Annotated in this window: 24 protein-coding genes; 23 read left to right on the plus strand and 1 reads right to left on the minus strand. The window is 64.6% G+C overall.

What is annotated here, in order from left to right:
- Positions 1 to 6 precede the first annotated feature (6 nt).
- From GRI62_RS05510 to GRI62_RS05605, 21 genes are all read left to right on the plus strand, one after another.
- Entirely contained in the window at positions 7 to 861 is an 855-nt protein-coding gene (locus GRI62_RS05510; protein ID WP_131452375.1) for an NADH-quinone oxidoreductase subunit C, read from the plus strand.
- Entirely contained in the window at positions 861 to 1412 is a 552-nt protein-coding gene (locus GRI62_RS05515; RefSeq protein ID WP_131452376.1) for a hypothetical protein, read from the plus strand. Before GRI62_RS05510 ends, GRI62_RS05515 begins: the two co-directional genes overlap by 1 nt.
- Entirely contained in the window at positions 1409 to 2623 is a 1215-nt protein-coding gene (locus GRI62_RS05520; protein ID WP_131452377.1) for an NADH-quinone oxidoreductase subunit D, read from the plus strand. Before GRI62_RS05515 ends, GRI62_RS05520 begins: the two co-directional genes overlap by 4 nt.
- A complete protein-coding gene (gene nuoE / locus GRI62_RS05525) occupies positions 2623 to 3291 on the plus strand; it encodes an NADH-quinone oxidoreductase subunit NuoE (protein ID WP_131452378.1) in 669 nt (222 codons plus the stop codon). The genes GRI62_RS05520 and nuoE overlap by 1 nt, the downstream gene beginning before the upstream one ends.
- Positions 3291 to 3437, plus strand: coding sequence for a hypothetical protein (locus tag GRI62_RS14455; RefSeq protein WP_188669330.1), 147 nt, complete (start codon positions 3291 to 3293; stop codon positions 3435 to 3437). Before nuoE ends, GRI62_RS14455 begins: the two co-directional genes overlap by 1 nt.
- On the plus strand, positions 3437 to 4729 hold the full coding sequence (gene nuoF, locus GRI62_RS05530) for an NADH-quinone oxidoreductase subunit NuoF (protein WP_131453786.1): 1293 nt from the start codon (positions 3437 to 3439) through the stop codon (positions 4727 to 4729). The genes GRI62_RS14455 and nuoF overlap by 1 nt, the downstream gene beginning before the upstream one ends.
- A complete protein-coding gene (locus GRI62_RS05535) occupies positions 4726 to 5472 on the plus strand; it encodes a hypothetical protein (protein ID WP_131452379.1) in 747 nt (248 codons plus the stop codon). The genes nuoF and GRI62_RS05535 overlap by 4 nt, the downstream gene beginning before the upstream one ends.
- Entirely contained in the window at positions 5469 to 6122 is a 654-nt protein-coding gene (locus GRI62_RS05540; RefSeq protein ID WP_131452380.1) for a hypothetical protein, read from the plus strand. Before GRI62_RS05535 ends, GRI62_RS05540 begins: the two co-directional genes overlap by 4 nt.
- Positions 6119 to 6751 carry a hypothetical protein gene (locus GRI62_RS05545; RefSeq protein WP_131452381.1) on the plus strand — a complete coding sequence of 211 codons (633 nt, stop codon included), beginning with the start codon at positions 6119 to 6121 and terminating at the stop codon, positions 6749 to 6751. Before GRI62_RS05540 ends, GRI62_RS05545 begins: the two co-directional genes overlap by 4 nt.
- A gap of 226 nt (positions 6752 to 6977) precedes the next feature.
- Entirely contained in the window at positions 6978 to 8990 is a 2013-nt protein-coding gene (gene nuoG, locus GRI62_RS05550) for an NADH-quinone oxidoreductase subunit NuoG (RefSeq protein WP_131452382.1), read from the plus strand.
- Positions 8987 to 10045: an NADH-quinone oxidoreductase subunit NuoH gene (nuoH, locus tag GRI62_RS05555; protein WP_131452383.1), complete on the plus strand. Its 1059-nt coding sequence runs from the start codon at positions 8987 to 8989 to the stop codon at positions 10043 to 10045. The genes nuoG and nuoH overlap by 4 nt, the downstream gene beginning before the upstream one ends.
- Complete coding sequence (nuoI, locus tag GRI62_RS05560) at positions 10042 to 10527, plus strand: NADH-quinone oxidoreductase subunit NuoI (protein WP_131452384.1); 486 nt, start codon at positions 10042 to 10044, stop codon at positions 10525 to 10527. Before nuoH ends, nuoI begins: the two co-directional genes overlap by 4 nt.
- An 18-nt stretch (positions 10528 to 10545) precedes the next feature.
- Positions 10546 to 11178, plus strand: coding sequence for an NADH-quinone oxidoreductase subunit J (locus tag GRI62_RS05565; protein WP_131452385.1), 633 nt, complete (start codon positions 10546 to 10548; stop codon positions 11176 to 11178).
- Entirely contained in the window at positions 11175 to 11480 is a 306-nt protein-coding gene (nuoK, locus tag GRI62_RS05570; protein ID WP_131452386.1) for an NADH-quinone oxidoreductase subunit NuoK, read from the plus strand. Before GRI62_RS05565 ends, nuoK begins: the two co-directional genes overlap by 4 nt.
- Before the next feature lie 4 nt (positions 11481 to 11484).
- On the plus strand, positions 11485 to 13560 hold the full coding sequence (gene nuoL, locus GRI62_RS05575) for an NADH-quinone oxidoreductase subunit L (RefSeq protein WP_131452387.1): 2076 nt from the start codon (positions 11485 to 11487) through the stop codon (positions 13558 to 13560).
- Positions 13560 to 15092 carry an NADH-quinone oxidoreductase subunit M gene (locus GRI62_RS05580; RefSeq protein WP_131453787.1) on the plus strand — a complete coding sequence of 511 codons (1533 nt, stop codon included), beginning with the start codon at positions 13560 to 13562 and terminating at the stop codon, positions 15090 to 15092. The genes nuoL and GRI62_RS05580 overlap by 1 nt, the downstream gene beginning before the upstream one ends.
- Positions 15092 to 16558, plus strand: a complete 1467-nt coding sequence (nuoN, locus tag GRI62_RS05585; RefSeq protein WP_131452388.1) for an NADH-quinone oxidoreductase subunit NuoN — start codon at positions 15092 to 15094, stop codon at positions 16556 to 16558. Before GRI62_RS05580 ends, nuoN begins: the two co-directional genes overlap by 1 nt.
- 10 nt (positions 16559 to 16568) lie before the next feature.
- Positions 16569 to 17300, plus strand: coding sequence for a biotin--[acetyl-CoA-carboxylase] ligase (locus GRI62_RS05590; RefSeq protein ID WP_131452389.1), 732 nt, complete (start codon positions 16569 to 16571; stop codon positions 17298 to 17300).
- A 4-nt stretch (positions 17301 to 17304) separates the two neighbouring features.
- Positions 17305 to 18084, plus strand: a complete 780-nt coding sequence (locus GRI62_RS05595; RefSeq protein WP_131452390.1) for a type III pantothenate kinase — start codon at positions 17305 to 17307, stop codon at positions 18082 to 18084.
- A complete protein-coding gene (locus tag GRI62_RS05600) occupies positions 18081 to 19733 on the plus strand; it encodes a ribonuclease J (protein WP_131452391.1) in 1653 nt (550 codons plus the stop codon). The genes GRI62_RS05595 and GRI62_RS05600 overlap by 4 nt, the downstream gene beginning before the upstream one ends.
- A gap of 8 nt (positions 19734 to 19741) precedes the next feature.
- The gene (locus GRI62_RS05605; protein ID WP_131452392.1) at positions 19742 to 20032 is read left to right on the plus strand and encodes a DUF1467 family protein; all 291 of its coding nucleotides are present in this window, start codon (positions 19742 to 19744) and stop codon (positions 20030 to 20032) included.
- A gap of 8 nt (positions 20033 to 20040) precedes the next feature.
- On the opposite strand, the gene GRI62_RS05610 is transcribed toward GRI62_RS05605, so the two are convergent.
- Positions 20041 to 22476, minus strand: coding sequence for a hypothetical protein (locus GRI62_RS05610; protein WP_131452393.1), 2436 nt, complete (start codon positions 22474 to 22476; stop codon positions 20041 to 20043).
- Between the two features lie 299 nt (positions 22477 to 22775).
- On the opposite strand from GRI62_RS05610, the gene GRI62_RS05615 reads away from it, so the two are divergent.
- Both GRI62_RS05615 and GRI62_RS05620 read left to right on the plus strand, forming a co-directional pair.
- A complete protein-coding gene (locus GRI62_RS05615; RefSeq protein WP_160731818.1) occupies positions 22776 to 23900 on the plus strand; it encodes a hypothetical protein in 1125 nt (374 codons plus the stop codon).
- 35 nt (positions 23901 to 23935) lie between these two features.
- Positions 23936 to 24895 carry a hypothetical protein gene (locus tag GRI62_RS05620; RefSeq protein WP_131452395.1) on the plus strand — a complete coding sequence of 320 codons (960 nt, stop codon included), beginning with the start codon at positions 23936 to 23938 and terminating at the stop codon, positions 24893 to 24895.
- The last annotated feature ends 3 nt before the right edge of the window (positions 24896 to 24898 follow it).

Raw genomic sequence — 24898 nt, forward strand, 5'->3', positions numbered from 1 at the left:
ACGCTGATGGCAACGGTTCTCCACTCCGGCCCTCGCTACGCCAGCAACGAAGGCGTCTGCGACACGTTGTGCGCCGCGCTGGGCGACATGGTGGCCGAACGGCACGAAGAGCATGGCGAGATCCTCATCACGGTCAGGCGCGACAGCGTGGAGGACGCGCTGCGCACCCTGCGTGACGATCATGGCTACCAGCAGCTGATGGAAATCGCCGGCGTCGATTACCCCGACCGCCCGGAGCGGTTCGAGGTAGTCTACATGCTGCTCAGCCTGACGAAAAACCACCGCGTGATGGTCAAGTGCTCGACCGACGAGGCGACGCCCGTGCCAACGGCCACGCGGCTGTGGCCGAATGCCGGCTGGCTGGAGCGCGAGGTGTTCGACATGTACGGCGTCACGTTCGCCGGCAACACGGACCTGCGCCGCATCCTGACCGACTACGGCTTCGAAGGGCATCCCTTCCGCAAGGATTTCCCGCTCACCGGCTATCAGGAACTGCGCTATTCCGAGGAGGAAAAGCGCGTCGTTTACGAGCCCGTGGAACTGGCGCAGGATTTCCGCAGCTTCGATTTCATGAGCCCGTGGGAAGGCGCGGACTACGTGCTTCCGGGCGATGAAAAGGCGGCAACGCCGCAAGTCTCCGACCCGAAAACGACGGACAGCCCGAAAGACACCGGTGCCGGCGAGAAGACGGATGCCAAGGCAGCCGAAAAGGTCAGCGCCGGCGCTCCGGCCGAAAGTGGCATAGGCAAGGACGATGCGGGCGCACCTGCACCGACCGAAAGCAGGCCGGGCCGTCCAAGGCGCGAAGGCAAGTCGCCGGATACCTCCGCCGCCACTGAAACGGACGAGGAGAAGGACTGATGCCTCGCAAATCCCTGATGGCCGCGCTGACGGCCTCCGCGCTCTTGCTCTCCGCCTGCGGTAATGATGTCGACGATGGCGATGTCGAGGACCAGGCTCGCGAAGATGCGCCCGAAGAGGCCGGCGTTGCCGTGGATGGCATTGCCAGCGAACAGGTGGAAGGCATCGACAATCCCGTGCCCGTGTTGCAGAACATCGGTGACGTTTCGGTCAACCTCGGTCCGACACTGGGCGGCTGTTCGTTCGAACACAACGGCGAAACGCTGTTCATCGCCGGTGCCGAGGACAACCGCAATGCGCGCGGCAACGGGGTCATCCAGGTGAGCGGCGTCGACCGTCTGCTCGCCGGTGCCGACTTGACCGGCCCCGCCGGGATCGACGCCGGCCCCACCATGACCGACGGCGAATACACCGTCACCGTGGAGCGCGGCGCTGGCCAGGGCACGGCCTTCGGTGTCGAAAGCGCGCGCTGGCCCGCCGAACTCGTCGTGCGCAAGGATATGAAAAACGAAGTGCGCTATGCGCCCGGAACCTGGACCTGCGGCGTATGAGCGGCTTTGTTCTAGAGGATAGCCCCACCACCGACGGCGGGGAGATTTCCAACTACACGATCAACTTCGGCCCGCAGCACCCTGCCGCGCATGGCGTGCTGCGCATGGTGATGGAACTGGACGGCGAGATCATCGAGCGCATCGATCCGCACATCGGCCTGCTGCACCGCGGCACCGAGAAACTGATCGAGTACAAGACCTACCTGCAGGCGCTGCCGTATTTCGACCGGCTCGATTACTGCAGTCCGCTGTGCATGGAGCACAGCTACATCCTGGCGGTGGAAAAGCTGCTCAACATCGAGGTGCCGATCCGCGCCCAGTACCTGCGCGTGCTGTTCGCGGAACTGACGCGCATCTGCAATCACATGCTCAACCTCGGCAGCCACGTGATGGACGTGGGCGCGATGACGCCCAACCTGTGGATGTTCGAACTGCGCGAAGACTGCATGAACTTCTTCGAGCGCATGAGCGGCGCGCGGATGCACCATGCCTATCTGCGGCCCGGCGGGGTTCACCAGGACGTGCCGCTGAAGCTGCTGACGGACATCGGCGACTGGTGCGACACGCGCCTGCCCGAACTGTTCGGCGACGCGATGAGCCTGGTGGTCGACAACCGCATCTTCAAGCAGCGCAATGTCGACATCGCCGTAGTTTCCAAAGAGGACGCGGTCGCCTGGGGCTTCTCCGGCCCGATGATCCGCGCTGCCGGCATCCCGTGGGATCTGCGCAAGAGCCAGCCCTACGAGGTGTACGACCGGATGGAATTCGACATTCCCGTCGGCACCAATTCGGACTGCTACGATCGCTTCATGGTGCGCGTGAAAGAAGTCTACGAGAGCGCCCGGATCATCAAGCAGTGCCTGGCCGAAATGCCCGAAGGCCCGGTGGCGTCGGATGATCGCAAGGTCAGCCCGCCCAAGCGCGCCGAGATGAAGCAGTCGATGGAAGCGCTGATCCACCACTTCAAGCTGTACACGGAGGGTTTCCACGTGCCCGCGGGCGAAGTCTACGTCGCCACCGAGAGCCCGAAGGGCGAGTTCGGCGTCTACCTTGTGTCGGACGGGTCGAACAAACCCTACCGCTGCAAGATCCGCCCGACGGCGTTCAGCCACCTCCAGGCGATGGACTTCATGTGCAAGGGCCACATGCTGCCCGACGCGACCGCAATCCTCGGCGCGATCGACGTGGTGTTCGGGGAGTGTGACCGCTGATGGCTGCCCGTCACATCGCCCCCGACACCCCCGAACTGCGCGAGCGCTGGGGCAACTGGTCATTCAATGAGGCGACCAGCGCCAAGGCCGATACCGCGATCAAGCGCTATCCCGAGGGTCGTCAGAAGAGCGCGGTCATGCCGTTGCTCGATCTCGCCCAACGGCAGGTTGGTGCGGAAACCAACACGCAGGGCTGGCTGCCGCTGCCGGTGATGGAATACATCGCCCGTTACCTCGATATGCCGGTGATCCGCGTGCTCGAGGTCGCGACCTTCTACACCATGTACAACCTCGCCCCCGTCGGGCGCTTCCACGTGCAGGTCTGCGGCACCACGCCGTGCATGCTGCGCGGCTCGGACGAACTGCTGGCAGCGTGCAAGGCGCGGGGCATGAAGAAGGGCCACGTCTCGGACGACGGCCTGTGGTCGTTCACCGAGGTCGAGTGCATGGGCAACTGCGCCACCGCGCCGATGGTACAGATCAACGACGACAACTACGAAGACCTGACCGCCGAGCGCCTCGACGCCGTCCTCGACGCGCTGGCCGCGGGCGAGCAGCCCAAGACCGGCACGCAGGAACCCGGCCGCCACACCAGCGAACCCGCAGGTGGCCCGACGTCCCTCAAGGAAATGGTCGACGCCAACCACGACTACCGGAGCGAATGGTAATGGATAGCTCGATCATCACCATCATCATCGCACTGGTGCTCGTCTTCATCGCATGGAAGTTCCTCAAGGGCATCATCAAGACCGTGGCGCTTGTCGCCATCCTGATTGTCGCCGCCTTGTTCGTTTTCGGCGGGGGGATGGGATGATGCTCGCCGATAAGGACCGCATCTTCACCAACGTCTACGGCTTCCAGCCCTGGGGCCTGGATGCGGCGCGCCAGCGGGGTGACTGGGACGATATCAAGGGCCTGATGGCAAAGGCGCAAGACGCCATCATCGAGGAGATCAAGGCCAGCGGGCTGCGCGGGCGCGGCGGGGCGGGCTTCCCGACCGGCATGAAGTGGTCCTTCATGCCCAAGGAGAGCAAGGACGGGCGGCCCAGCTTCCTCGTCATCAACGCCGACGAGTCCGAGCCTGGCAGCTGCAAGGACCGCGAGATCATCCGCCACGATCCGCACAAGCTGATCGAGGGCGCGTTGATCGCCGGCTACGCCATGCGGGCGCGGGCAGCCTATATCTACATCCGCGGCGAATACATCCGCGAGGCGGAGACGTTGCAGGCCGCCATCGACGAGGCCTATGCGGCCAAGCTGATCGGCAACAACGCCAGCGGCAGCGGCTACGATTTCGACGTGTTCATGCACCGCGGTGCCGGCGCCTACATCTGTGGTGAAGAAACCGCGATGATCGAGAGCCTGGAGGGCAAGAAGGGGCAGCCGCGCCTAAAGCCGCCGTTCCCCGCCGGCGCGGGCCTTTATGGCTGCCCGACCACGGTCAACAACGTCGAGAGCATCGCTGTCGTCCCCACGATCCTGCGACGCGGGGCGAGCTGGTTCAGCGGCTTCGGACGTGAGGGCAACAAGGGCACCAAGCTGTTCCAGATCAGCGGGCACGTGAACACGCCCTGCGTAGTGGAGGAGGCGATGAGCATCCCCTTCCGCGAACTGATCGAGAAGCACTGCGGCGGCATTCGCGGCGGTTGGGACAATCTGCTCGCCGTGATCCCCGGCGGTTCGTCCGTGCCGCTCGTGCCTGCCGAGCAGATCATCGACGCGCCGATGGACTTCGACGGCTTGAAGGAAGTGGGCAGCGGTCTCGGCACCGCGGGCGTTATCGTGATGGACAAGTCCACCGATATCGTGCGCGCCATCAGCCGGCTCAGCTACTTCTACAAGCACGAAAGCTGCGGGCAGTGCACCCCCTGCCGCGAAGGCACGGGCTGGATGTGGCGCGTGATGGAGCGGTTGCGCGTGGGCGAAAGTTCGAGCGCCGAGATCGACATGCTCTACCAGGTGACCAAGCAGGTCGAAGGGCACACCATCTGCGCGTTGGGCGATGCCGCGGCCTGGCCGATCCAGGGCCTGCTCAAGCATTTCCGCCCCGAACTGGAGCGGCGGATCGCAGACCGGGAAGATACACTGAGGGAGGCCGCCGAATGAAGTATTTGTTTGCCACCGTGCTCTGCGCCGCAGCCGCTGCGGCTGTCCTCACTGTTCCCGCCCAGGCGCAAAGCCAACGCCAGAACAACAACGGTATGCAGACGGGCACCCGGTTCCAGCGGTCGGCGGAAACGGCTGACCCCGATCAGGGGCGCCGCATGCAGAAACAGGTCGCCAACTGCGTCTTCAGCCGAAACAGGGAAGACGTGCGCACGCTGCTCGCAAACAGCAATTTCTACAACGTCGATTTCGCAGCTGCGGGCATGGATTCCGAAACGCTGTTCGAGGATCTGGAGGTCAATTATTGCATCGGTCGCCTGATGCGCGGGGCCGACAACCAGACATACCACACCTACATGCAGATCCAGTTCGCGACCTTGCGCAACCTGCTTGCGGAGGAGGCCTATCTGCAGGATTTCGACGGCCCCCCGACGATTGATAGTGCAAGCGTGCAGGACGTCGCCGGGCGCTTTGGACCAGGCCGGGTGCATTCCCAGGTCACCACCATGGCCGCACTCGCGGATTGCATGACGTACAATGCGATGGATGCTGCGCACGAGATGCTCGATTCGCGTCCAGGATCAAATGACGAGGCAGAGGCGGTAGCCGTTCTTGGCCCGGTACTGGCAACCTGCGCCAACACCGACGAAGCTTCGCTGTCCATCGGAACCTCGCTGATCCGCCAGATCGCCGCGGACGGCCTGTGGTCGCGCAGCCACTACGGGTCAGGCAGCGCATCGTGATCCGATCGCTTCGCGTCAGCGGGGCGATGGCCTTCGCGGCACTGTGCGTCATCGCCGTTCCGGCGCAGGCGCAGCTTTCCAGCGGAACGTCGGGATTTTCAAGCGCCCCGGTCAATGCGAGCGAAGCGGAATACTGGCAGATGATGGGCCGGCTCGGCCAATGTCTTGCCAACAGCAAGGAAGAAGCGTCACGCACCTTTCTGGCTGCACCAATCGACAGCGAGGCAGAGAACGCGGCTTTCGCTGCCCTTTTCCATCGGCAGAGCAATCGCTGCATGGGCAATTTCGTCAGCGCCAGCCTTCTGCGGGCCCATGTGCGCGGGGTCGTGGCGGAGGGCCTAATCGAACAATTGCCGGAAGACCGCCGAGCGGCCTTGGTTGCGACGCCGCCGGCAGAACCTGATACGATCGCCAACCTGCATGACTTCGCGCGGTGCTACGTCGCGATGCATCCCGCCGAATCGATGACCTTGTTGCGCGAAACCAGGCTGCAGAGCGCGGGGGAACTCGCCTACATCCAGCAGATCGCCGGCGATTTCGGAGCTTGCCTGCCCGAAGGCCGGGATGTGAGCCTGCGCCCGCTCAACGTTCGCCTGGCGCTTGCCGAGGCGCTTCATCATGCCGCTACGTCAGAGGAGAGCGACCGATGAAGGGATTGGGATTTCCGGGCAGCATTGCCGTTTTGATGGCCGCGCTGTGCACGGTGCCCGCCGCGGCACAGACCCAGGATGATGCGGCCGCGCGCATTGCGCTCGACAATTTTGCCCGCTGCGTCGTCCAGCACAAGCCTGTCGAAAGCCTGCGCGTGCTCAACCGGGATTTCCGCACCAACGGCTATCGCACGGGCCTGCGCCTGCTCGCGACCGAAGCGGGCAACGACTGCGCCTATGATCACGTCGGCGCAAATCGCGGGCTTCGCAGCAGCAACCTGCTGATGGCCGGCGCCATTGCCGAGAACTGGCTGGAACGTGCGGACGCGCCGGTTAACGTCCGCATCACGCGCGCTGCTGGTGCGACGGTGGAAACCTATGCGCCGACCGATGCGGTCGCCCAGTGCCTGGTCCGCTCCATGCCCGACCAAGTGGGCACATTGTTTGCCGCAGAGGCTGGCGGCGCGGCCGAAACCGCCGCAGCCGAGGGTTTCATGGCGGCAGTCGGACCTTGCGCAAGCGCGACGAACGTGACGGCCCGCATCGACCTCACCATTCCCGCCCTTCGTGCGGTACTGGCGACCGCCGCGTTGCGTCTGGTCGCCCAGGCGGAGAATACCGGTGCGTAAGAGCCATGCGGGCGCTGGGCCGACCGTTTGAAATGCAGGGCCAGCTTTCCGACGACGGACGATTGGTGAGGCATTGCGATCGGCTCGATCGGATCCTTCAAACTTTCGCGACGAGCATGCCCACTCTTGAGGTCCGGATTCTTTCGAGTAAGGCGATGCAGCACGCATCGCGGTCACTACCGCATTCAAAATCGCTAGCAGACGGCAAGAGTTAGGTTCAGCAGCAATGCCCAAGGTCACCGTAGACGGACAGGAAATCGAGGTGCCCGATGGCGCCACCGTGCTGCAGGCGTGCGAGCTTGCCGGCAAGGAAATCCCCCGTTTCTGCTATCACGAGCGTCTGTCCATCGCCGGCAACTGCCGGATGTGCCTGGTCGAGGTAAAGCCCGGACCGCCCAAGCCGCAGGCAAGCTGCGCGCTGCCGGCCACCGAAGGGCAGGAGATTCGCACCGACAGCCAGATGGTCAAGATCGCGCGCGAAGGCGTGATGGAATTCCTGCTCATCAACCACCCGCTCGATTGCCCGATCTGCGACCAGGGCGGCGAATGCGACCTGCAGGACCAGAGCCTAATGTACGGCCGCGGGGCGAGCCGCTATCACGAGAACAAGCGCGCGGTCACGTCCAAGAACATGGGCCCGTTGATCAAGACGATCATGACGCGCTGCATCCACTGCACCCGCTGCGTGCGCTTTTCCGAAGAAGTCGCCGGCGTTGACGAGATCGGCGCGCTCTATCGCGGCGAGGATATGCAGATCACCACCTATCTGGAACAGGCGGCGAAGCACGAGCTTTCAGCCAACGTGATCGACCTGTGCCCGGTCGGCGCGCTCACCAGCGGCCCTTATGCCTATGAGGCGCGGCCGTGGGAGCTGAAAAAGACCCTGGGCATCGACGTAAGCGACGCGGTCGGCGCGAACATTCGCATCGACAGCCGTGGGCGCGAAGTGCTGCGCGTGCTGCCGCGCATCAACGACGACGTGAACGAGGAGTGGATCTCCGACAAGGCGCGCTATCAGGTCGACGGCCTGACCCGTCGCCGCCTCGACAAGGTGTTCGTGCGCGGCGCCGACGGCAAGCTGGAGGCCTCGAGCTGGGATGCCGCCTTTGCCCGCATCGCCGGCGCCGCCCCCGGTGCCTCCATCGCCGCCATTGCGGGCGACATGGTCGATTGCGAAACGATGTTCGCCGCCAGGGCCCTGCTGCGCGCCTGCGGATCGAATTTAATCGAAAGCCGCCAGACGGGCATGTGCTACGACTGCTCCAACCTGGCGGCGGTCAATTTCAACTCCGGGTTCGCTGGCATCGAGGAGGCGGACGCCATCCTCATCGTTGGCAGCCACGTGCGCTGGGAAGCGCCGCTGGTGAACGTGCGCATCCGCAAGGCGGTAAAGCGCGGGGCCAAGGTCTTCGTGGTCGGGCCGCAGTGGGATACGACCTACAACACCGAGTTCCTGGGAGCCGACGTCGCCGTTCTGAACGACCTGCCGGGCCACGTGACCGAGGTGTTCGAAAAGGCGTCGAGGCCTGCAGTGATCGTCGGCGGGGCGGGGCTGGCCGCAGGTGCGCATGGCGCGGCGCTGAAGCTGGCGCAGGGCTTTGGCGCCATTGGCGAAGGCTGGAACGGCTTCAACGTCCTGCACTTCTCTGCTGCCCGCATGGGCGCATTGATGCTCGGCTTCGCGCAAAAGGGCGGCATGGCTGATCTTTTCGAGGCAGCGCCCAGGGTGGTGCTGGCGCTGGGCGCGGACGAGGTCGATTTCACCCGGTTCGAGGGCAGCCTCAAGGTCTACATCGGCCACCACGGTGACAAGGGCGCACACGCCGCCGACATCATCCTGCCTGCTGCCGCCTTTACCGAGAAGCCCGGCACCTACGTGAACACCGAAGGCCGTGTGCAGATGAGCGACAAGGCCGTCTTCGCGCCCGGCGACGCGCGCGAGGACTGGACGATCCTGCGCGCTCTTGCCGATGCGCTGGGCGTCTCGGTCGACTTCGACAGCTTTGCCGAGCTGCGCGCCGCGATGGTGGCCGAAGTTCCGGCGCTCGGCCGCGAGGGCGAGATCGCCGATTACGGCACATTGCCTTCGGACATCGATGGATCGCTGGAAAGCCGCGAGATCGTCTATCCGATCAAGGATTTCTACCTCACCAACCCCATCGCCCGCGCCAGCCTGGTGATGCAGCGCTGTTCGGACGAACTGTTGCACGGCGATGATCTGCGGGAGGCTGCGGAATGACCGAGGCCTTCATCGGATGGGGTATGGACGCGGGCTGGGCGATCCTCGTCGCCAGCGTGGCCGGTATCCTGCTCATCGCGCTGCCGCTGATGCTGGCGGTGGCCATGATCATCTACATGGACCGCAAAGTCTGGGCGGCAATAAACCTGCGGCGTGGCCCCAACGTGGTCGGCCCCTTCGGCCTGCTGCAGAGCTTCGCGGACGGGTTGAAGGTGTTCCTGCAGGAAACCATCATCCCCTCGGCGGCCAACAAGGGCATCTTCATCCTCGCGCCGATCGTCACCTTTACCGTGGCGCTGATCGCCTGGGCGGTGATCCCGTTCGACGCGGGAGTGGTGCTGGCGGATATCAACGTCGGCCTGCTCTACATCCTCGCGATCAGTTCGCTGAGCGTCTACGGCGTGACGATGGCGGGCTGGGCGAGTAACTCCAAGTATCCGTTCTTCTCCGCCATGCGCGCCGCCGCGCAGATGATCTCCTACGAGGTTTCGATCGGCTTCATCCTCGTTTGCGTGGTGCTTTACGCGGATTCGTTCAACCTGTCCGAGATCGTGATGGGCCAGCTTGGCCACGGGTTCGGCATCGTGAACGGGTATGTCTTCAACCTGCTGCTGTTCCCGATGTGGGTGGTATTCTTCATCTCGTGCCTGGCCGAAACGCAGCGCGTGCCGTTCGACCTGACCGAGGCCGAAAGCGAGCTGGTCGCCGGCTATCAGACCGAATATTCGTCCATGAGCTTCGCGCTGTTCTGGCTGGGCGAATATGCCAACATCCTGCTGATGTGCAGCCTCAATACGCTGCTGTTCTTCGGTGGCTGGCTGCCGCCGCTGAACATCGATCTCATCCCGTGGTTCGACATTCCCGGCATCGTCTGGTTCCTGCTCAAGACGCTGTTCTTCTTCTTCATGTTCAGCTGGGTGATGGCGACGGTGCCGCGCTATCGCTACGATCAGCTGATGCGCCTTGGCTGGAAGGTCTTCCTGCCGATGAGCCTGCTGTTCGTGGTCGCGATCTCGTTCTGGCTCATGATTACCCGATATGGAGGTGCGGCATGACCGTCGCCCAACTCGTACGATCGTTCACCCTGTGGGAATTCGTGAAGGCGCACGCCCTTACGCTGAAGTATTTCTTCAAGCCCAAGGTGACGATCAACTACCCGTTCGAGAAGAATCCGCTCAGCCCGCGCTTTCGCGGTGAGCATGCGCTGCGCCGCTATCCCAACGGCGAGGAACGGTGCATTGCCTGCAAGCTTTGCGAGGCTGTGTGCCCCGCGCAGGCCATCACCATCGAGAGCGAGCCGCGTTCCGACGGCAGCCGCCGCACCACGCGCTACGACATCGACATGACCAAGTGCATCTACTGCGGTTTCTGCCAGGAAGCCTGCCCGGTCGATGCCGTGGTGGAGGGGCCGAACTTCGAATACGCGACCGAAACGCGCGAGGAACTGCTCTACGACAAGGCGAAACTGCTGGCCAACGGGGACAAGTGGGAGCGCGCCATCGCCGCGAACCTTGAAGCCGATGCGCCGTATCGTTAGGGGCCGCGCGTTACCGTCATGCAAGTCTTCGCCTTCTATCTCTTCGCGGTCCTGATGATCGCCAGCGCGGTGCTCGTCGTCATGGCGCGCAATCCCGTGCATTCGGTGCTGTGGCTGATTCTCGCCTTCTTCAACGCCGCCGGCCTGATGGTGCTGGTGGGGGCCGAGTTCATCGCGATGCTGCTGGTTATTGTCTACGTCGGCGCCGTCGCCGTATTGTTCCTGTTCGTGGTGATGATGCTGAACATCGATTTCACCACGCTGCGTTCCGGCTTCATGAAAAACGCGCCGCTGGGCGCAGCCATCGCGCTGATCCTGCTGGCGGAACTGGTCTTCGGCATCGGTGCCTGGCGCGCCGGCGGGCTCGATCTTGGGCAGCCGCTGGGTGATGCCGCCGCCGCAGCGGGCATTTCCAACACCAAGGCCATCGGTGCGCTGCTCTATTCCCGCTACCTCTTCCTGTTCGAGACCGCGGGCATCATCCTGCTGGTGGCGATGGTCGGGGCCATCGTGCTGACCCACCGCGAACAGCGCGCGAGCCGGGGGCAGCAGAACATTTCCCGGCAGGTCAATCGCCGGCCGCAGGATGCGACTGTCATGCGTCAGCCGACCGTGGGCGAAGGCGTGGACATCGGGGGCGGCGAACCATGATCGGAATCGAACACTACATCGTCATCAGCTCGGTGCTGTTCGTGCTGGGCGTGCTCGGCATTTTCATGAACCGCAAGAACATCATCGTCGTCCTGATGGCGATCGAGTTGATCCTGCTGGCGGTGAACCTCAACCTCGTCGCCTTCAGTGCCTTCCTGGGCGACCTGACAGGGCAGATATTCGCCATGTTCGTGCTCACCGTCGCGGCGGGCGAGGCGGCCATCGGGCTCGCCATCCTCGTCATCTATTTCCGTTCGCGCGGCACGATCGCGGTGGACGATGCCAACCGGATGAAGGGCTAGACCTTTGGACTGGATCCTCGTCATCGTATTCGCGCCGCTGGCCGCTGCTGTCATCGCAGGGCTCGGCGGGCGACTGATCGGCCACACTGCGGCCAAGGTCGTCACCACGGGAGCGCTGTTCCTGGCTTGCGGGCTGAGCTGGCCGATCTTCCTCCAGTATCTGGGCGGCGGGGTGGAGCCTACCGTGGTCCATGTTCTCGACTGGGTGCGCTCGGGCGACATGACTTTCGACTGGGCGTTGCGCGTCGATACGCTGACAGCGATCATGCTGGTGGTCATCACCACGGTTTCCGCACTCGTCCATCTCTACAGCTGGGGGTACATGGAGGAAGATCCGGACCAGAGCCGGTTCTTCGCCTACCTCTCGCTGTTTACCTTCGCCATGCTGATGCTGGTGACGGCCAACAACCTCGTCCAGATGTTCTTTGGATGGGAAGGCGTGGGCCTGGCGAGCTACCTGCTGATCGGCTTCTGGTTCCGCAAGCCCAGCGCCAACGCCGCCGCCATCAAGGCCTTCGTGGTCAACCGCGTGGGCGACCTCGGCTTCATGCTCGGCATCTTCGGCACCTTTCTGGTGTTCGGCACCACGAGCATTCCGGAAATCCTCGCCGCCGCGCCAGCCTTGCAGGGCGCAAGCGAGATCGGCTTCCTCGGCCTGCGCGTCGATACGCTGACTGTCCTGTGCATCTTGTTGTTCATTGGCGCCATGGGCAAGTCCGCCCAGCTCGGCCTGCATACCTGGCTGCCCGATGCGATGGAGGGGCCGACGCCCGTTTCCGCGCTGATCCACGCCGCCACGATGGTGACTGCGGGCGTGTTCATGGTCTGCCGCCTGTCGCCCATGTTCGAGGCCGCGCCGGCCGCGCTCGCGTTCGTGACCATCATCGGCGCCGCCACCTGCTTCTTTGCCGCGACGATCGGCACCACGCAGTGGGACATCAAGCGGGTGATCGCCTATTCGACCTGCTCGCAACTCGGCTACATGTTCTTCGCGGCGGGCGTCGGTGCCTATGGCGCGGCGATGTTCCACCTGTTCACCCACGCCTTCTTCAAGGCGCTGCTGTTCCTTGGTGCGGGCTCGGTCATCCACGCCATGCATCACGAACAGGATATGCGCTATTACGGCGGGCTGCGGAAGCAGATCCCGGTCACGTTCTGGGCGATGCTGTTCGGCACGCTGGCGATTACCGGGGTGGGTGTGGTTCACATCGGCGCGATCCCGACCATCGGCTTTGCCGGTTTCCATTCGAAGGACGCGATCCTGGAAGCCGCCTATGCCTCGGCCGGTGCCTACTCCAACGTGGCGTTCTGGATGGGTACCTTTGCGGCGCTGCTGACCAGCTTCTATAGCTGGCGTCTGATGTTCCTGACCTTCTGGGGCAAGCCGCGCTGGATCGAGAGCGAACACATCCAGCACGCCGTGCATCACGGCCACGACGACCCGGATCATCACAACCCGCCGCGCCAGGAAGATGCCGGCCATGACGTGCATCATGCCGTGCCGCATCCCGCGCACGGCGACGGAACCGGCGGTTATCACCCGCACGAAAGCCCGGTTGCCATGCTGATCCCGCTCGCGGTGCTGAGCCTTGGCGCCATCGCCGCAGGCTTCCTGTTCAGCCACGCCTTCCTGGACGAAGCAGCCTTCTGGAACGGCGCGATCGCCTACAACGCCGCGCTGATGCACGAGATGCACGAGGTTCCGGCGCTGGTGAAATACGCCGCAACGATCGTTATGGCGCTCGGTCTGCTCGGCGCGATCTACGCCTACCTCGTTCAGCCGAAGCTGCCTTCGCAAACCGCCGAGCAGTTGGGGCCGATCTACACCTTCGTCTATCGCAAGTGGATGTTCGACGAATTGTATCACTATCTTTTCGTGGTCCCCGCCTTCTGGCTCGGCCGCTTCTTCTGGAAAAAGGGTGACGAGGGCACCATCGACCGTTTCGGCCCCAACGGCGCAGCCTGGGTGGTTGAGCGCGGCTCGACGTTCGCGCGCCGGGTGCAGTCGGGTTACCTCACCAGTTACGCGCTGATCATGCTGCTCGGCCTGGTCGCTGCCATCACGTGGGTGCTGTTCTGATGGGCGGCTTTCCCATCCTGTCCATCATGCTGCTGGTCCCGCTTGTCGGAGCCGTGGCCTGTCTGTTCGTCAATGCCGGCACGGCACGCATGGTCGCGCTGGTCGCCACGCTGATCGACCTGGCGCTCGGCATTCTGCTGTGGGCAAGCTACGACATCGGCGGCGCGCAGTGGCAATTTACCGAAAGCGCCGACCTGTTCGCCGGTTTCTCCTACGCGCTTGGCATCGATGGCATCGCGCTGATGCTGATCATGCTCAGCGTGTTCCTGATGCCGGTGTGCATCGGCGCCAGCTGGCAGGCCATTCAGAAGCGGGTGGGTGAATACATGGCGGCCTTCCTGCTGATGGAGGTGCTGATGATCGGCACCTTTGCCGCGCAGGACATCTTCCTGTTCTACATCCTGTTCGAAGCAGGCCTTATTCCGATGTACCTCATCATCGGCATCTGGGGCGGCGACAACCGGATTTACGCCGCCTACAAGTTCTTCCTCTACACCCTGATCGGCTCTGTCCTGATGCTGGTCGCCATGCTGTGGATGGTGAACGAGGCAGGCACCTCCAGCATTCCCGCGCTGATGGTCTACGATTTCGATCCGGGCGCACAGACTTGGCTGTGGCTCGCGTTCTTCGCCAGCTTTGCGGTAAAGGTCCCCATGTGGCCCGTGCATACCTGGTTGCCCGATGCGCACGTGCAGGCGCCCACCGCAGGTTCGGTAATTCTGGCGGGCGTGTTGCTGAAGCTGGGCGGTTACGGATTCATCCGTTTCAGCCTGCCGATGTTTCCCGAAGCAAGTGCCCAGTTCGCGTGGCTGATGTGGGGCCTGGCGATGGCGGCCGTGGTCATCACCAGCCTCATCGCGCTTGTGCAGCACGACATGAAGAAGCTGATTGCCTATTCCTCCGTTGCGCACATGGCGATCGTGATCATCGGCCTGTTCGCCTTCAACGTGCAAGGGCTGGAAGGCGGCATGATCATCATGCTCAGCCACGGCCTGGTTTCGGGCGCGCTGTTCCTGTGTGTGGGCGTGATCTACGACCGGCTGCATACCCGCGAGATCTCCCGCTACGGTGGTCTGGCCATCAACATGCCGAAATATGCGGTGCTGTTCCTCCTGTTCACCATGGCCAGCATCGGCCTGCCGGGGACGAGCGGCTTCGTCGGCGAGTTCCTGTCGCTCGCGGGCATTTACCAGGCAAACAGCTGGGCCGCGTTCGTAGCGACGACCGGTATCATCCTGGGTGCTGCCTACATGCTCTACCTCTACCGCCGCATCGCCTTCGGGCAGCAGGTCAACGCCGATGCCGCCGCCATGCCCGACCTTTCGGCGCGAGAGTTGCTGCTGCTCGGCCCGATTGCTGCCGTCGTGCTGTGGATGGGCGTCTATCCCGAAAGTTTCCTTGCCCCGATGCGTGCCGATATCGCCCTGCTCGACGCCCGGCTTGACCGTGCCGCACCCGCCAGCGACGCCAACCTCTTCATCGGAGAAGCTGCGCCAGCCGCCACGGTCGAGCCTGCCGAGGGAGCGCACTGATGGACCTCACTTCATCCCTCGGCCTGATCGCGCCCGAGATCGTCCTTTCGCTCTCCGGCCTCGTGCTGTTGCTGTTTGCCGCCTGGGGCGGGGACAAGCTCGCCAGCACAATCAGTATCGCCACCTGCATTGCGCTTGGTGCCGCCTTCTTCCTGGTCGCGCCGGCGGTATGCGCAGGCGCAAGCGGGCCGGATCGCATGGCATTCGGCGGGCAATTCAGCGCCGATGCCTTTGCCGGCTTTGCCAAGCTGATGATCTATGCCGCTGCCGGTGCCGCGCTCGTGGTGGCTCCGCGCTTCTTCGAAAGTCTGCGCGCGATGCGGGCGGAATTTCCCCTGCTGGTGTTGTTCGCCGCTCTCGGCATGAGCGTGATGGTCTCGGCAACGGACCTCGTCACGCTGTATATCGGGCTCGAACTGAACTCGCTCAGCGCCTACGTTCTCGCCTCTATCCTGCGGGATGACGAGCGGTCTGCCGAGGCCGGCCTCAAGTACTTCGTGCTCGGCGCGCTCGCTTCGGGCATCCTGCTGTTCGGCATGAGCCTGATCTATGGTTTCACCGGCACGACCAGCTTTGCCGGCATTGCCGTGGCGACGGCAGGCGGCCTCAACACAGGCATGCTGTTCGGGCTGATCTTCGTGCTCGCCGGGCTCGCGTTCAAGATCAGCGCCGCCCCGTTCCACATGTGGACGCCCGACGTCTATACCGGCGCGCCGACACCGGTGACGATGTTCTTCGCCAGCGCCCCCAAGGTCGCCGCCATCGCGCTGCTCGCGCGGGTCACGCTGGAGGCATTCGGCACGCAGGTCGACGCCTGGCGGCAGGTGGTGATCTTTGCCGCGCTGCTGTCGATCGTGATCGGCGCGCTGGGCGCGATCGGTCAGACCAACATCAAGCGCCTGATGGCCTACAGCTCGATCAACAACGTCGGTTTCATCCTGATCGGCCTCGCCGCCGCCAGCGTTGCGGGCGTCAGCGCAATGCTGGTCTACCTGGCGATCTACGTGGTGATGACGATCGGCAGCTTCGTGGCTGTGCTGCTGATGCGCGATGCCGAGGGGCGCCAGCTTGAGGGCATATCCGACCTGGCTGGCCTTTCGACCACCCGCCCGCTTGTCGCCTGGTGCCTGCTTGCACTCATGTTCAGCCTTGCCGGGATCCCGCCGCTGTTCGGTTTCTGGGGCAAGTTCGTGGTGTTCCAGGCCGCGGTGCAGGCCGACCTCGTGGCGCTGGCCGCCATCGGCATCGCCGCCAGCGTGATCGGCGCGTTCTATTACATCAAGATCGTCAAGGTCATGTTTTTCGACGATCCGGCGGACACCGTTCGCGGAGCCAGCGACCTTGCGCACACGGCGCTGCTGGTGATCTGCGCGCTGTTGATCTCGCCGCTGGGTTATCTCCTCATTCCCTGGCTCGGCAATCTGGCGAACCTTGCGGCGGCTTCGCTCGCGCTTCCCCTCGTCTGACACCGCACCGTTGATCGAAACGCTTGCCCAAGCGGGATCGACCAACACTGTCCTCGCCGAACGTCTGCGCGCCGGCCATGCGATTGCCGAAGGCACCTGGCTGCGCGCGGAAAGGCAGACCGCTGGCCGGGGACGGGCGGGGCGCGACTGGCGCGAGGCCGAGGGAAATCTCTACGCCTCGACCCTTGTCCACCCTGCAGGCGGCGACCCGCCGCCGCATACGCTGTCGCTGGTGGCAGGGCTGGCGGTGCACGACCTGCTGATGTCGCAACTCAACGTGCCTCAGGCCGACCCCGGCAATTACCGCTGGCTCAAGTGGCCCAACGACCTGATGGTGGACGGGGCAAAGATCGCCGGCATCCTGTGCGAGCGCGTGGGCGATGCCGTGATCGTCGGCGTGGGCATCAACGTGGCCACCGCCCCCCCCGTCGCCGATCGGGCGGTGACAGCCATACACAGTGCAAACCCGGACAACTCCAACACGGCAGCAGTCGTGCTGAGCGACCTTGCACGGACGTTAGCCGGACGCCTCGATCGCTGGCGCGCAGAGCCGCTGTCCACCACCCTGGCCGAATGGGAAGTGCGCGCTCACCCTCGCGGTGCGGCGTTGACGGTGACCGATGGCGGCGAGCGGATAGCTGGGGCCTTCGACGGGCTCGCGCCGGATGGGGCACTGCGCCTGGCGCTGGTTGACGGAAGCACCCGCATCATCCACGCGGGCGACGTGGAACTGGAGACTTGAGCCGATGCTTCTCGCCATCGATGCCGGCAACACCAACGTCGTTTTCGCGTTGTTTGAAGGCACGGACATCCGCGCCCGCTGGCGCATTGCCACAGACGGTCGCCGCACGGGCGACGAGTATGCCACCTGGCTTGTCCAGTTGCTCGCTATCGAGGGGATCGAGCGCAGCGCGATTACCCGCATAATCTTCGGCTCGGTCGTGCCGCGCGCCAATCATAACATCACCGTGCTTGCCCAGAAATACTTCGGCATCGAGCCGATGGTGGCGGGCGAGGGCGCGGCGGCCTGGGATTTCGCAATCGACGTCGAACAACCCAATACGCTGGGCGCCGATCGCGCCCTGAACTGCATCGCCGCGCACGAACTGGTGGGCGGCGACATGATCGTGGTCGACTTCGGCACCGCGACCAAGTTCGAGGCGATCGACTATAACGGCGCCTACAAGGGCGGCATCATCGCGCCGGGCATCAATCTCTCGCTCGACGCGCTGGTGGGCAACACCGCCAAATTGCCGCGGATCGCGATCCGCGCGCCTGAAACCGCCAGTGTCATCGGCCGCAATACCGAGGATCAGATGCTGATCGGCGTGTTCTGGGGATACGTCGCGATGATGGAAGGCCTCATCGCGCGCATGAAAGCCGAAATAGGTCGACCGGTAAAGGTTGTAGCGACCGGCGGGCTCGCCATATTGTTTGACGAGAAAACCGACATTTTCGATGTCGTCGATGCCGACCTGACGATCCGCGGATTGCAGATCCTGGCGGACCGTGCCGGAGGCCCATGAAAAAGAATTACACACCTGAAGACGAATTGCTGTTCCTCGCGCTGGGAGGCAGCGGAGAGATTGGCATGAACGTCAATCTCTACGGCTGCCGTGGAAAGTGGCTGATGGTCGATCTCGGCATGAGCTTCGGCAGCAACGAATATCCTGGCACAGAGCTGATGTTCGCCGATCCCGAGTTCATCGAGGACCGCGCCGACGATCTTGTGGGCATCGTGATTACGCACGCGCACGAGGATCACATCGGCGCCATTCCCTATTTTGCCGCAGAACTGGGCGTGCCGCTGTACGCCACGCCGTTCACGGCCGAACTCGTCCGCCGCAAGCTGGCCGAGGCCGGACTGGAGCGGCAGGTGAAGCTCAATGTCATCAGGGAAGGTCACGGTCCTCTCGATCTCGGCCCCTTCTCGATCACCTATGTCCCGCTCGCCCACTCGATTGCCGAGGCCAATGCCCTGCTGATCGAAACGCCGTTCGGGCGGGTGTTCCACACCGGTGACTGGAAGCTCGATGAAGAACCCATCATCGGCGATCCGACAACCGAGCAGGAACTAGTCGCGATCGGTGACGAGGGCGTGCTGGCAATGGTCTGCGATTCGACCAATGTCTTCAACCCTGTCCCCTCGGGCAGCGAGGGCGCGGTGCATCGCGGTTTGCTGGAAGAAGTGCGCAAGCACGCCGGCAAGCGTGTGCTGGTCACGACCTTTGCCTCCAACGTGGCCCGCCTGCAGACGTTGGGCGAAGTTGCACGCGAGACGGGGCGTCAGCTGTGCGTGGCGGGGCGCTCGCTCGATCGCATTATCGAGGTGGCCCAGGACCATGGCTACCTGCAGGATTTCCCCGGAACCGTCGATTTCGACCAGGCGATGGACCTGCCGCGCGGCGAGGTTCTGATCATCGCCACCGGTGGGCAGGGCGAACCACGTGCGGCGCTCAGCCGCATTGCCGAGGAAAGCCACCGGCTCGAACTCACCCGGGGTGATGTCGTGCTGTTCTCCAGCCGGCAGATTCCGGGAAACGAGCTTGCCATCGGGCGGATACAGAACCGCCTTGCGGAGCGCGGCATCGTGATGGTGACCGACCGTCAGAGCGAGATCCATGTCTCCGGCCACCCTGGGCGGCCCGAACTGGAAACGCTGTATGGCTGGTTGCGCCCGCAGATCCTCGTGCCAGTGCATGGCGAGGTTCGTCACCTGATCGAACAGGCTCGGCTCGGCTTGGCCAGCGGCATCCCGCACTCCGTGTTCCAGCAGAACGGCGAGATCGTCCGCCTTGCCCCCGGCGTACCGGAAAAGCTGGGCGAGGTCATGACCGGGCGCCTGGTGCTTGACGGCGACGTCATCGTCCCTGCCGATGGCGAAGCGATCACGATGCGCCGCCGCCTTGCGCGCGATGGCCTCGTGATCGTCGTGCTCGGCGGCCGGGGCAGGGTGCAGGTCGAGGGAATTGGCCTGCCGCTCGACGAGGATTATGACGCCTTCGTTGCCGAGGCCGAGAGCGATGTTGCCACGGCCGTGGCCCGCGTGGGGAAGGGTCGCCGCGCCGATCCCGAAGCCGTCGTGGAGGCCGCGCGTCTTGCGGCCCGTCGCGCCGCCCAGCGCTGGTCCGGCAAGAAGCCGCAGACCCGTGTCATCTCGCTGCTTGCGGAGTGATGTGAGCCGTGGCCCTTACGTCCATCATCGCGATCTATGCGCTGTTCTGGGTGATGACCGCGTTCCTGCTGCTGCCATTCGGCGTGCGGACGGCTGACGAGGCTGGCTTGTCCAAAATTCCCGGCCAGGCGGACAGCGCGCCGGCGGAGTTTCATCCGTGGCGGATCGTGGGCCGCGCTACCGTAATTGCCGCCGTATTGTGCGCGCTTTATATCGCCAATTACATCGAGGGATGGGTGACCGTCGACGATGTGAACCTGTTCGGCACGCCACCCGGCTACGAACCGCGTCAGCGCTGAATGCCCGGTCAGCCGCGTAACCGGTCAATCGACTGTGCCAGCGCGACGTAGAGCTTGCCGACATCGCTGGACAGCAGCGTAACCGCGATTGCATTGCCGTCACGCGTGGAAAGCACCTCGCGCAGCATCGCCTCGAAATCGTGGATGTAGCGGTTAACCGTTTCGCGAAATTCGCTGTCCTCGTCATAGACCCCGGCCACCGCGCGGCTTTCGTGCTTGTCGAGCAGCCGCACGGCGCGACGGGTGAAGATGCCCCGGTCACCGCGCAGGTAGTTCGACCATTGCGTGTCCGATACCTCGTTATCGAACGCCTTGGCGATGTCGATCGCGGAGGAATTCAGGGCCTCGGTAATCAGCGCCATGCGGCGCGTGAACTCGCTGTCGATCCGCTCTTCGGCCCGTTCGCGGGCATAGTCGATGCGCGCTTCGAGATTGCCGGCCAGCGTCTCGACCTCGCCCAGTTGGCTGCGCAGAGCGGCGGTGGTCGCCTCGCCGGATTCGGTCGCGCGGGCGACAGCGTCTTCGAGCTCTGAAATGGCCTCTATGGCGTTGTGCCGGATGGCCTCGGCAATGCGGGTGCGACTGTCTTCGGCGATCCGATCGGCAATCTCGTCGATGACTTCGCGCTGGTTTTCACGCAGGTTTTCCAGCGCGCCACCGGCTTCACCGGCTAGATGCTCAAGCGCCACCCGCAATTCGGAGCCGGTGCGCTCGGCCAGGCGCTCGCTCTCGGCGGCCAGCGCGGTCATGCGCTGTTCCAGTGCGGTCAGCGTGTCCAGCGATGCCGTGCCCATATCGCGCGCATTCTCGACATGACCGGACAAGGCTTCGCTGCGCAAAGCGGCATCGCCGATCAGCGCATGGAGGCGCCCGGTCTCGTTGCCGAAGCGGGCGAGCCGCTTCTCCGCCTCGCCGATGGAATCGGCCAGCGCGCCTTGTGAGTGAGCCGATCCGGAACGGATGATCTCCAGCAGGCGCACGCTGTCACTGGTCAATCGCGCGATCAACTCGCCGCTGTTTTCCAGGACCGCGCGGCTCTGCTCGACACGGTCTGCCAGGCCCTGCGCCGCATCGCCCAGGCCCTCGCTCGCCCCCCGGCTTTCTGCGGCCATGCGCCGCATCTCGGCGTCCAGTTCGGCCATGCGGGCAGCCAGGTTGTCGGTGCGCTCGACCATGCCGGCGGCGTGGTCGACCTGCGCATCCTGGCGCGCGTGCATCGCCGCATCGATGGCAACGAGCCGGGCATCGAGCGCGCCCAGCCGCTCCGCCGCGCTGGTCATCGCGACCTCGTCGGCCTCGGAAATGGTGGCGATAGCCCCCTGCATACGGGATTCGAGCGCAGCGATCGATTCGCTCCACCGGCCAACCGCCTCGCCGTGGCCTTCCCCCAGCGCCGCGAGCAAGCGCTCGCCATCCTCCTGCAGCGCGCCGAGACGTTCGCGCATTGCGGCAATCGCCTCTTCCTCGGCAGCGCGCTGGGCCAAGTCGTGTCCGCGCAGTTCCTGGGCGACGGCGGAGGCGCGGGTGCGGATCGCGGCGATGGCTTCGTCCTGCGACAGGGCGAGATCGGCGCGAAAACCCTCGCTCACCCGGCGCAGCTTGTCGAAACGTTCCTGGGTCGCTTCGCCCAGCGCGCTTACCTGCGTATCGAACAGCTCCAGCGTTGCACCGACCCGCTCGCCGATCCGTTCCACGTGCCGCTCACTCGCCACGCCGAACTGGTTGAGCCGGTCGAACCCGGTCACCAGCGCCTCGACCTGTTCCTGCGCGACATTACCGGCGTTGCCGATCTGGTTGGTCATGTCACGCGCGGCGTTGGCGACGACGGGCAGGTGATCGCGCAGGCTCGTCATGTTCGCGAGCGCGGTATCGCTGACACTGCCGATCTGTTCGACCTGCGCACTGTTGTCGCGGATCAGGGTCTGCAGGCGGTCGGCGTTGGTCGAAAGCCGCTCGTTGGCGAGGCGACCGAGCGTTTCGAGATCGCGGGACTGCGCCGCGATGAAATCGCGCGAGATTGCCAGCTCACGATTGACGATGGCAAGCCGGCTTTCAAGTAGGGCGGACTCTTCCGACAGCGCGCGCGCGGCGTCGGTAAAACGGTTGGCCTCCCGCCGGCTGTTGCGCATGGCGAGCAGCCACAGGCCGATCACGAGGATCACTGGCAGCGACCACTCACCGATCCAGTCGATCCACTGCTGTGCCGGGGCACCGGCAAGAATGGGCGCGCGGTAGGTCCAGAAGAAGAAACCTGTCCATGCAAGGACGATCAGGCCGGCAAACAGCGGCACCGCCCAGGTGAAGCGTGGACGGGCGCGAGGTTCGCTTTCTTCTTCGGTCCAGAACTCCGCCTCTTCCGCCTCCGGTTCGAACGCTTCGTCGTAGGCCGGTGTCCCGTCATTCTCGTGGCGAACCGTGGTGTGGTCGGCTTCGGTGTCGGCCATGGCGACTCCCTCCAGCGGCGAGAAATTTCTGCGACGTGTCATCGAGGGACATTTATCAGATTGCGACGTCCGGGGAACCCCGGCCTGCTGCGTTGTCCGCCGCCGTGTGCGGTATCTTCGGCCGGTCAGGCAGCCTCGTGCTGGCGCGCGGGATTGCGCGCCGTTTATTCGCCGGCGCGCCACATAGCGGCTTGGCAGGTGCACTGGCGCTGCCTAGCTTGACCGCTGGATCGAGACGAACGTCGGGAGCACGCCATTTGCGCGCCGCATTGATCAGCCTGCCACAAGGCGGGGATGGCTTGGGCGAGATGCCCACCATTGCCGGCAAGACCGTGGCCGAGCGGCAATTGCTGTTCGCAAAGGCCTGCGGTTGCGAAGGCGTGATTGCTTTTGGCGGGGGCGTATCGTCGGCGGCTGTTGCTTTGCGTCACGCCGCAGAGCGCGAAGGCATGCGGTTCCAGGTGATCTCCAGCGCCCACGCCTTGCCCGGTGCTATTGCCGATGGGGACAGCCTGTTGGTGATGCAGCCCGGGATGCTGCCCGAATCGCGGCAGGCGCTCGATCTGCTTCGCGCCGAGGGTGACCGGATGCTGGTGGTGTCCGCCGGGCCGGGAACCACGGCAGGGTTCGAGCGCATCGATCTGGATCGCGCATCTGCAGGTGCGATGACGGTGCCGGGCAAGTGGCTGGGGCGGCTCATCAGCCTGCCCGAGGATGCCGCACCCCACGCCGCGCTGTTGCGCATCGCCTTGCAGATGCGGCTTCCCGAAGCGCGGCTCGACGATGCCATGCTGGACGATGGCCAGTGGCTGGTGGTGCATGACGCGGCGGCGGCAGAACGGCGCGAGGCCACCTGGCTGCGCAGTCATGTCGGCGCGTCGCCGCCCACCTCGCCATCGCGCTGGCTGGCGGAACGCGTCGTCGGACGGGCGGGCGGATGGCTGATGGACCGGCCCTTTACCCGCCCCGCCTTGCTGGCGCTGTCGGCACTCCTGCTAGGCGGCTCGGTGGCGGCGGCATGGTCCGATCTGCCCGTGCCTGCGTTTGCCCTCGCGGCGCTGGCCGTGCCTGCGATCGAGAGTTTTCTTGCCCTGTCCCGTCTCGCGGTGGCGCCGTTCGGGCGCATCGGCCGTCTGCCATGGTTACGCCGGTTGGTGGACATCGTGTTGCTTGTCATCGGCGTGCTGGCGATCGACGGCCTGTGGTATCGTACGGTGTTTCCGCCCCTGATGCTGGCAGCCGGGTTGCTGGCGCTCGATCGGGATGACGCCCCCACCTATGCCCGACCCTTGCGCGATCGGGCGGTTATCGCCGGACTGGTCGCGCTGGTCTCCACGGTCGCTCCTCCGGAGGCGGCTATCATGCTTGCAGCCACGCTCGTCCTTGTCGCCAGGTTGCTGCCGCGTATCCCGGCTGAGGAATAACGCCGAATTAACGCTGTTGGCGTAGGGCGGCAGACATGAGCGAACCCGCACAAGCCGGTCCATCCATGGAAGCGGTCGAAGATATCCTGCGTGAGGAACTGGCCCACGGCGACGTCATCATCGCCACGGCCCGCCCGATCCTGCGTCACCTGCTGGCGAATGACGATCACGCGCTGTTCAGCGACGAGGTCATCGCCAGGGTGCGCGGCATGATGGTTCACGTTGCGCGCCAGATGCTGTTCGTGCTGGCGGACGAAGCCGGGGTCGCCGACAGGGCGGCCTTTGCCGACGCGCGGGAGGAAGCCATCGCCGTGTCGCTGCTGGAAGACAGCGATTTGCTCGGCCATGCGCACGCCCTGTGCATAGAGGCGCAGATCGCCCTGCGATTGCAGCATCGCAGCGGCATCGACGCGGTGCTTTCGCCGCTGTTGCAGGAACTGGCAGCTTCGAGCGACCAGGCGATGGCTGCCGCAGCGATGCGCGTCCTATCGGCCCAGGCGCGTTACAGGCAGCAGCAGCATCGCATGGAATTTCCGCTGTCGGAACTACCGCAGGCGCTGTTCGATCGCGCACTGGCGATATTCGCGTCGCACACCGCAGACATGGGCCAACCCGCAGACTTGGCGCGTGCCAGCCTGCAAGGCGCCTACGATCCGGATGCGAACCGCATCGGCCGTATCCTGCGCCTCGTCAGTGCGATGCAGCACCGGGCGACGCGGGCGCTGGAAGTGGATCATGCGGGCGTCTCGATCTTCGTGGTCGCCCTCTCGCTTGCCTGCGGCCAGAACCGCGACACGGTGATCCTGTCGCTTGGGGAGAACCAGTGCGCGCGGCTCGCGCTCAGCCTGAGGGCGGCGGGACTGGGGCAGAAGGCGGTGGAGGAGCAGTTTCTCTACCTCCACCCCGAAATCGAATTGCCCGACGGTTTCGATCGCATCCGGGTAGACCGCGCATCCGCCATGCTGGCCGCCGCGCAGGTCGAGGAGGCCATGTGAGCC

It is taken from the genome of Aurantiacibacter arachoides (genome assembly GCF_009827335.1).
Classification (GTDB): Bacteria; Pseudomonadota; Alphaproteobacteria; order Sphingomonadales; family Sphingomonadaceae; genus Alteraurantiacibacter; species Alteraurantiacibacter arachoides.

Bases quoted from the DNA above. Each gene is read 5' to 3' on its own strand.
- GRI62_RS05565 (WP_131452385.1), top strand. From the start codon at position 10,546: ATGCAAGTCTTCGCCTTCTATCTCTTCGCGGTCCTGATGATCGCCAGC.
- nuoI (WP_131452384.1), top strand. From the start codon at position 10,042: ATGACCGTCGCCCAACTCGTACGATCGTTCACCCTGTGGGAATTCGTG.
- nuoF (WP_131453786.1), top strand. From the start codon at position 3,437: ATGCTCGCCGATAAGGACCGCATCTTCACCAACGTCTACGGCTTCCAG.
- nuoN (WP_131452388.1), top strand. From the start codon at position 15,092: ATGGACCTCACTTCATCCCTCGGCCTGATCGCGCCCGAGATCGTCCTT.
- nuoK (WP_131452386.1), top strand. From the start codon at position 11,175: ATGATCGGAATCGAACACTACATCGTCATCAGCTCGGTGCTGTTCGTG.
- GRI62_RS05580 (WP_131453787.1), top strand. From the start codon at position 13,560: ATGGGCGGCTTTCCCATCCTGTCCATCATGCTGCTGGTCCCGCTTGTC.
- nuoH (WP_131452383.1), top strand. From the start codon at position 8,987: ATGACCGAGGCCTTCATCGGATGGGGTATGGACGCGGGCTGGGCGATC.
- GRI62_RS05545 (WP_131452381.1), top strand. From the start codon at position 6,119: ATGAAGGGATTGGGATTTCCGGGCAGCATTGCCGTTTTGATGGCCGCG.
- GRI62_RS14455 (WP_188669330.1), top strand. From the start codon at position 3,291: ATGGATAGCTCGATCATCACCATCATCATCGCACTGGTGCTCGTCTTC.
- GRI62_RS05595 (WP_131452390.1), top strand. From the start codon at position 17,305: ATGCTTCTCGCCATCGATGCCGGCAACACCAACGTCGTTTTCGCGTTG.
- GRI62_RS05510 (WP_131452375.1), top strand. From the start codon at position 7: ATGGCAACGGTTCTCCACTCCGGCCCTCGCTACGCCAGCAACGAAGGC.
- GRI62_RS05610 (WP_131452393.1), bottom strand. From the start codon at position 22,476: ATGGCCGACACCGAAGCCGACCACACCACGGTTCGCCACGAGAATGAC.
- GRI62_RS05600 (WP_131452391.1), top strand. From the start codon at position 18,081: ATGAAAAAGAATTACACACCTGAAGACGAATTGCTGTTCCTCGCGCTG.
- GRI62_RS05515 (WP_131452376.1), top strand. From the start codon at position 861: ATGCCTCGCAAATCCCTGATGGCCGCGCTGACGGCCTCCGCGCTCTTG.
- GRI62_RS05620 (WP_131452395.1), top strand. From the start codon at position 23,936: ATGAGCGAACCCGCACAAGCCGGTCCATCCATGGAAGCGGTCGAAGAT.
- nuoG (WP_131452382.1), top strand. From the start codon at position 6,978: ATGCCCAAGGTCACCGTAGACGGACAGGAAATCGAGGTGCCCGATGGC.
- nuoE (WP_131452378.1), top strand. From the start codon at position 2,623: ATGGCTGCCCGTCACATCGCCCCCGACACCCCCGAACTGCGCGAGCGC.
- GRI62_RS05535 (WP_131452379.1), top strand. From the start codon at position 4,726: ATGAAGTATTTGTTTGCCACCGTGCTCTGCGCCGCAGCCGCTGCGGCT.
- GRI62_RS05520 (WP_131452377.1), top strand. From the start codon at position 1,409: ATGAGCGGCTTTGTTCTAGAGGATAGCCCCACCACCGACGGCGGGGAG.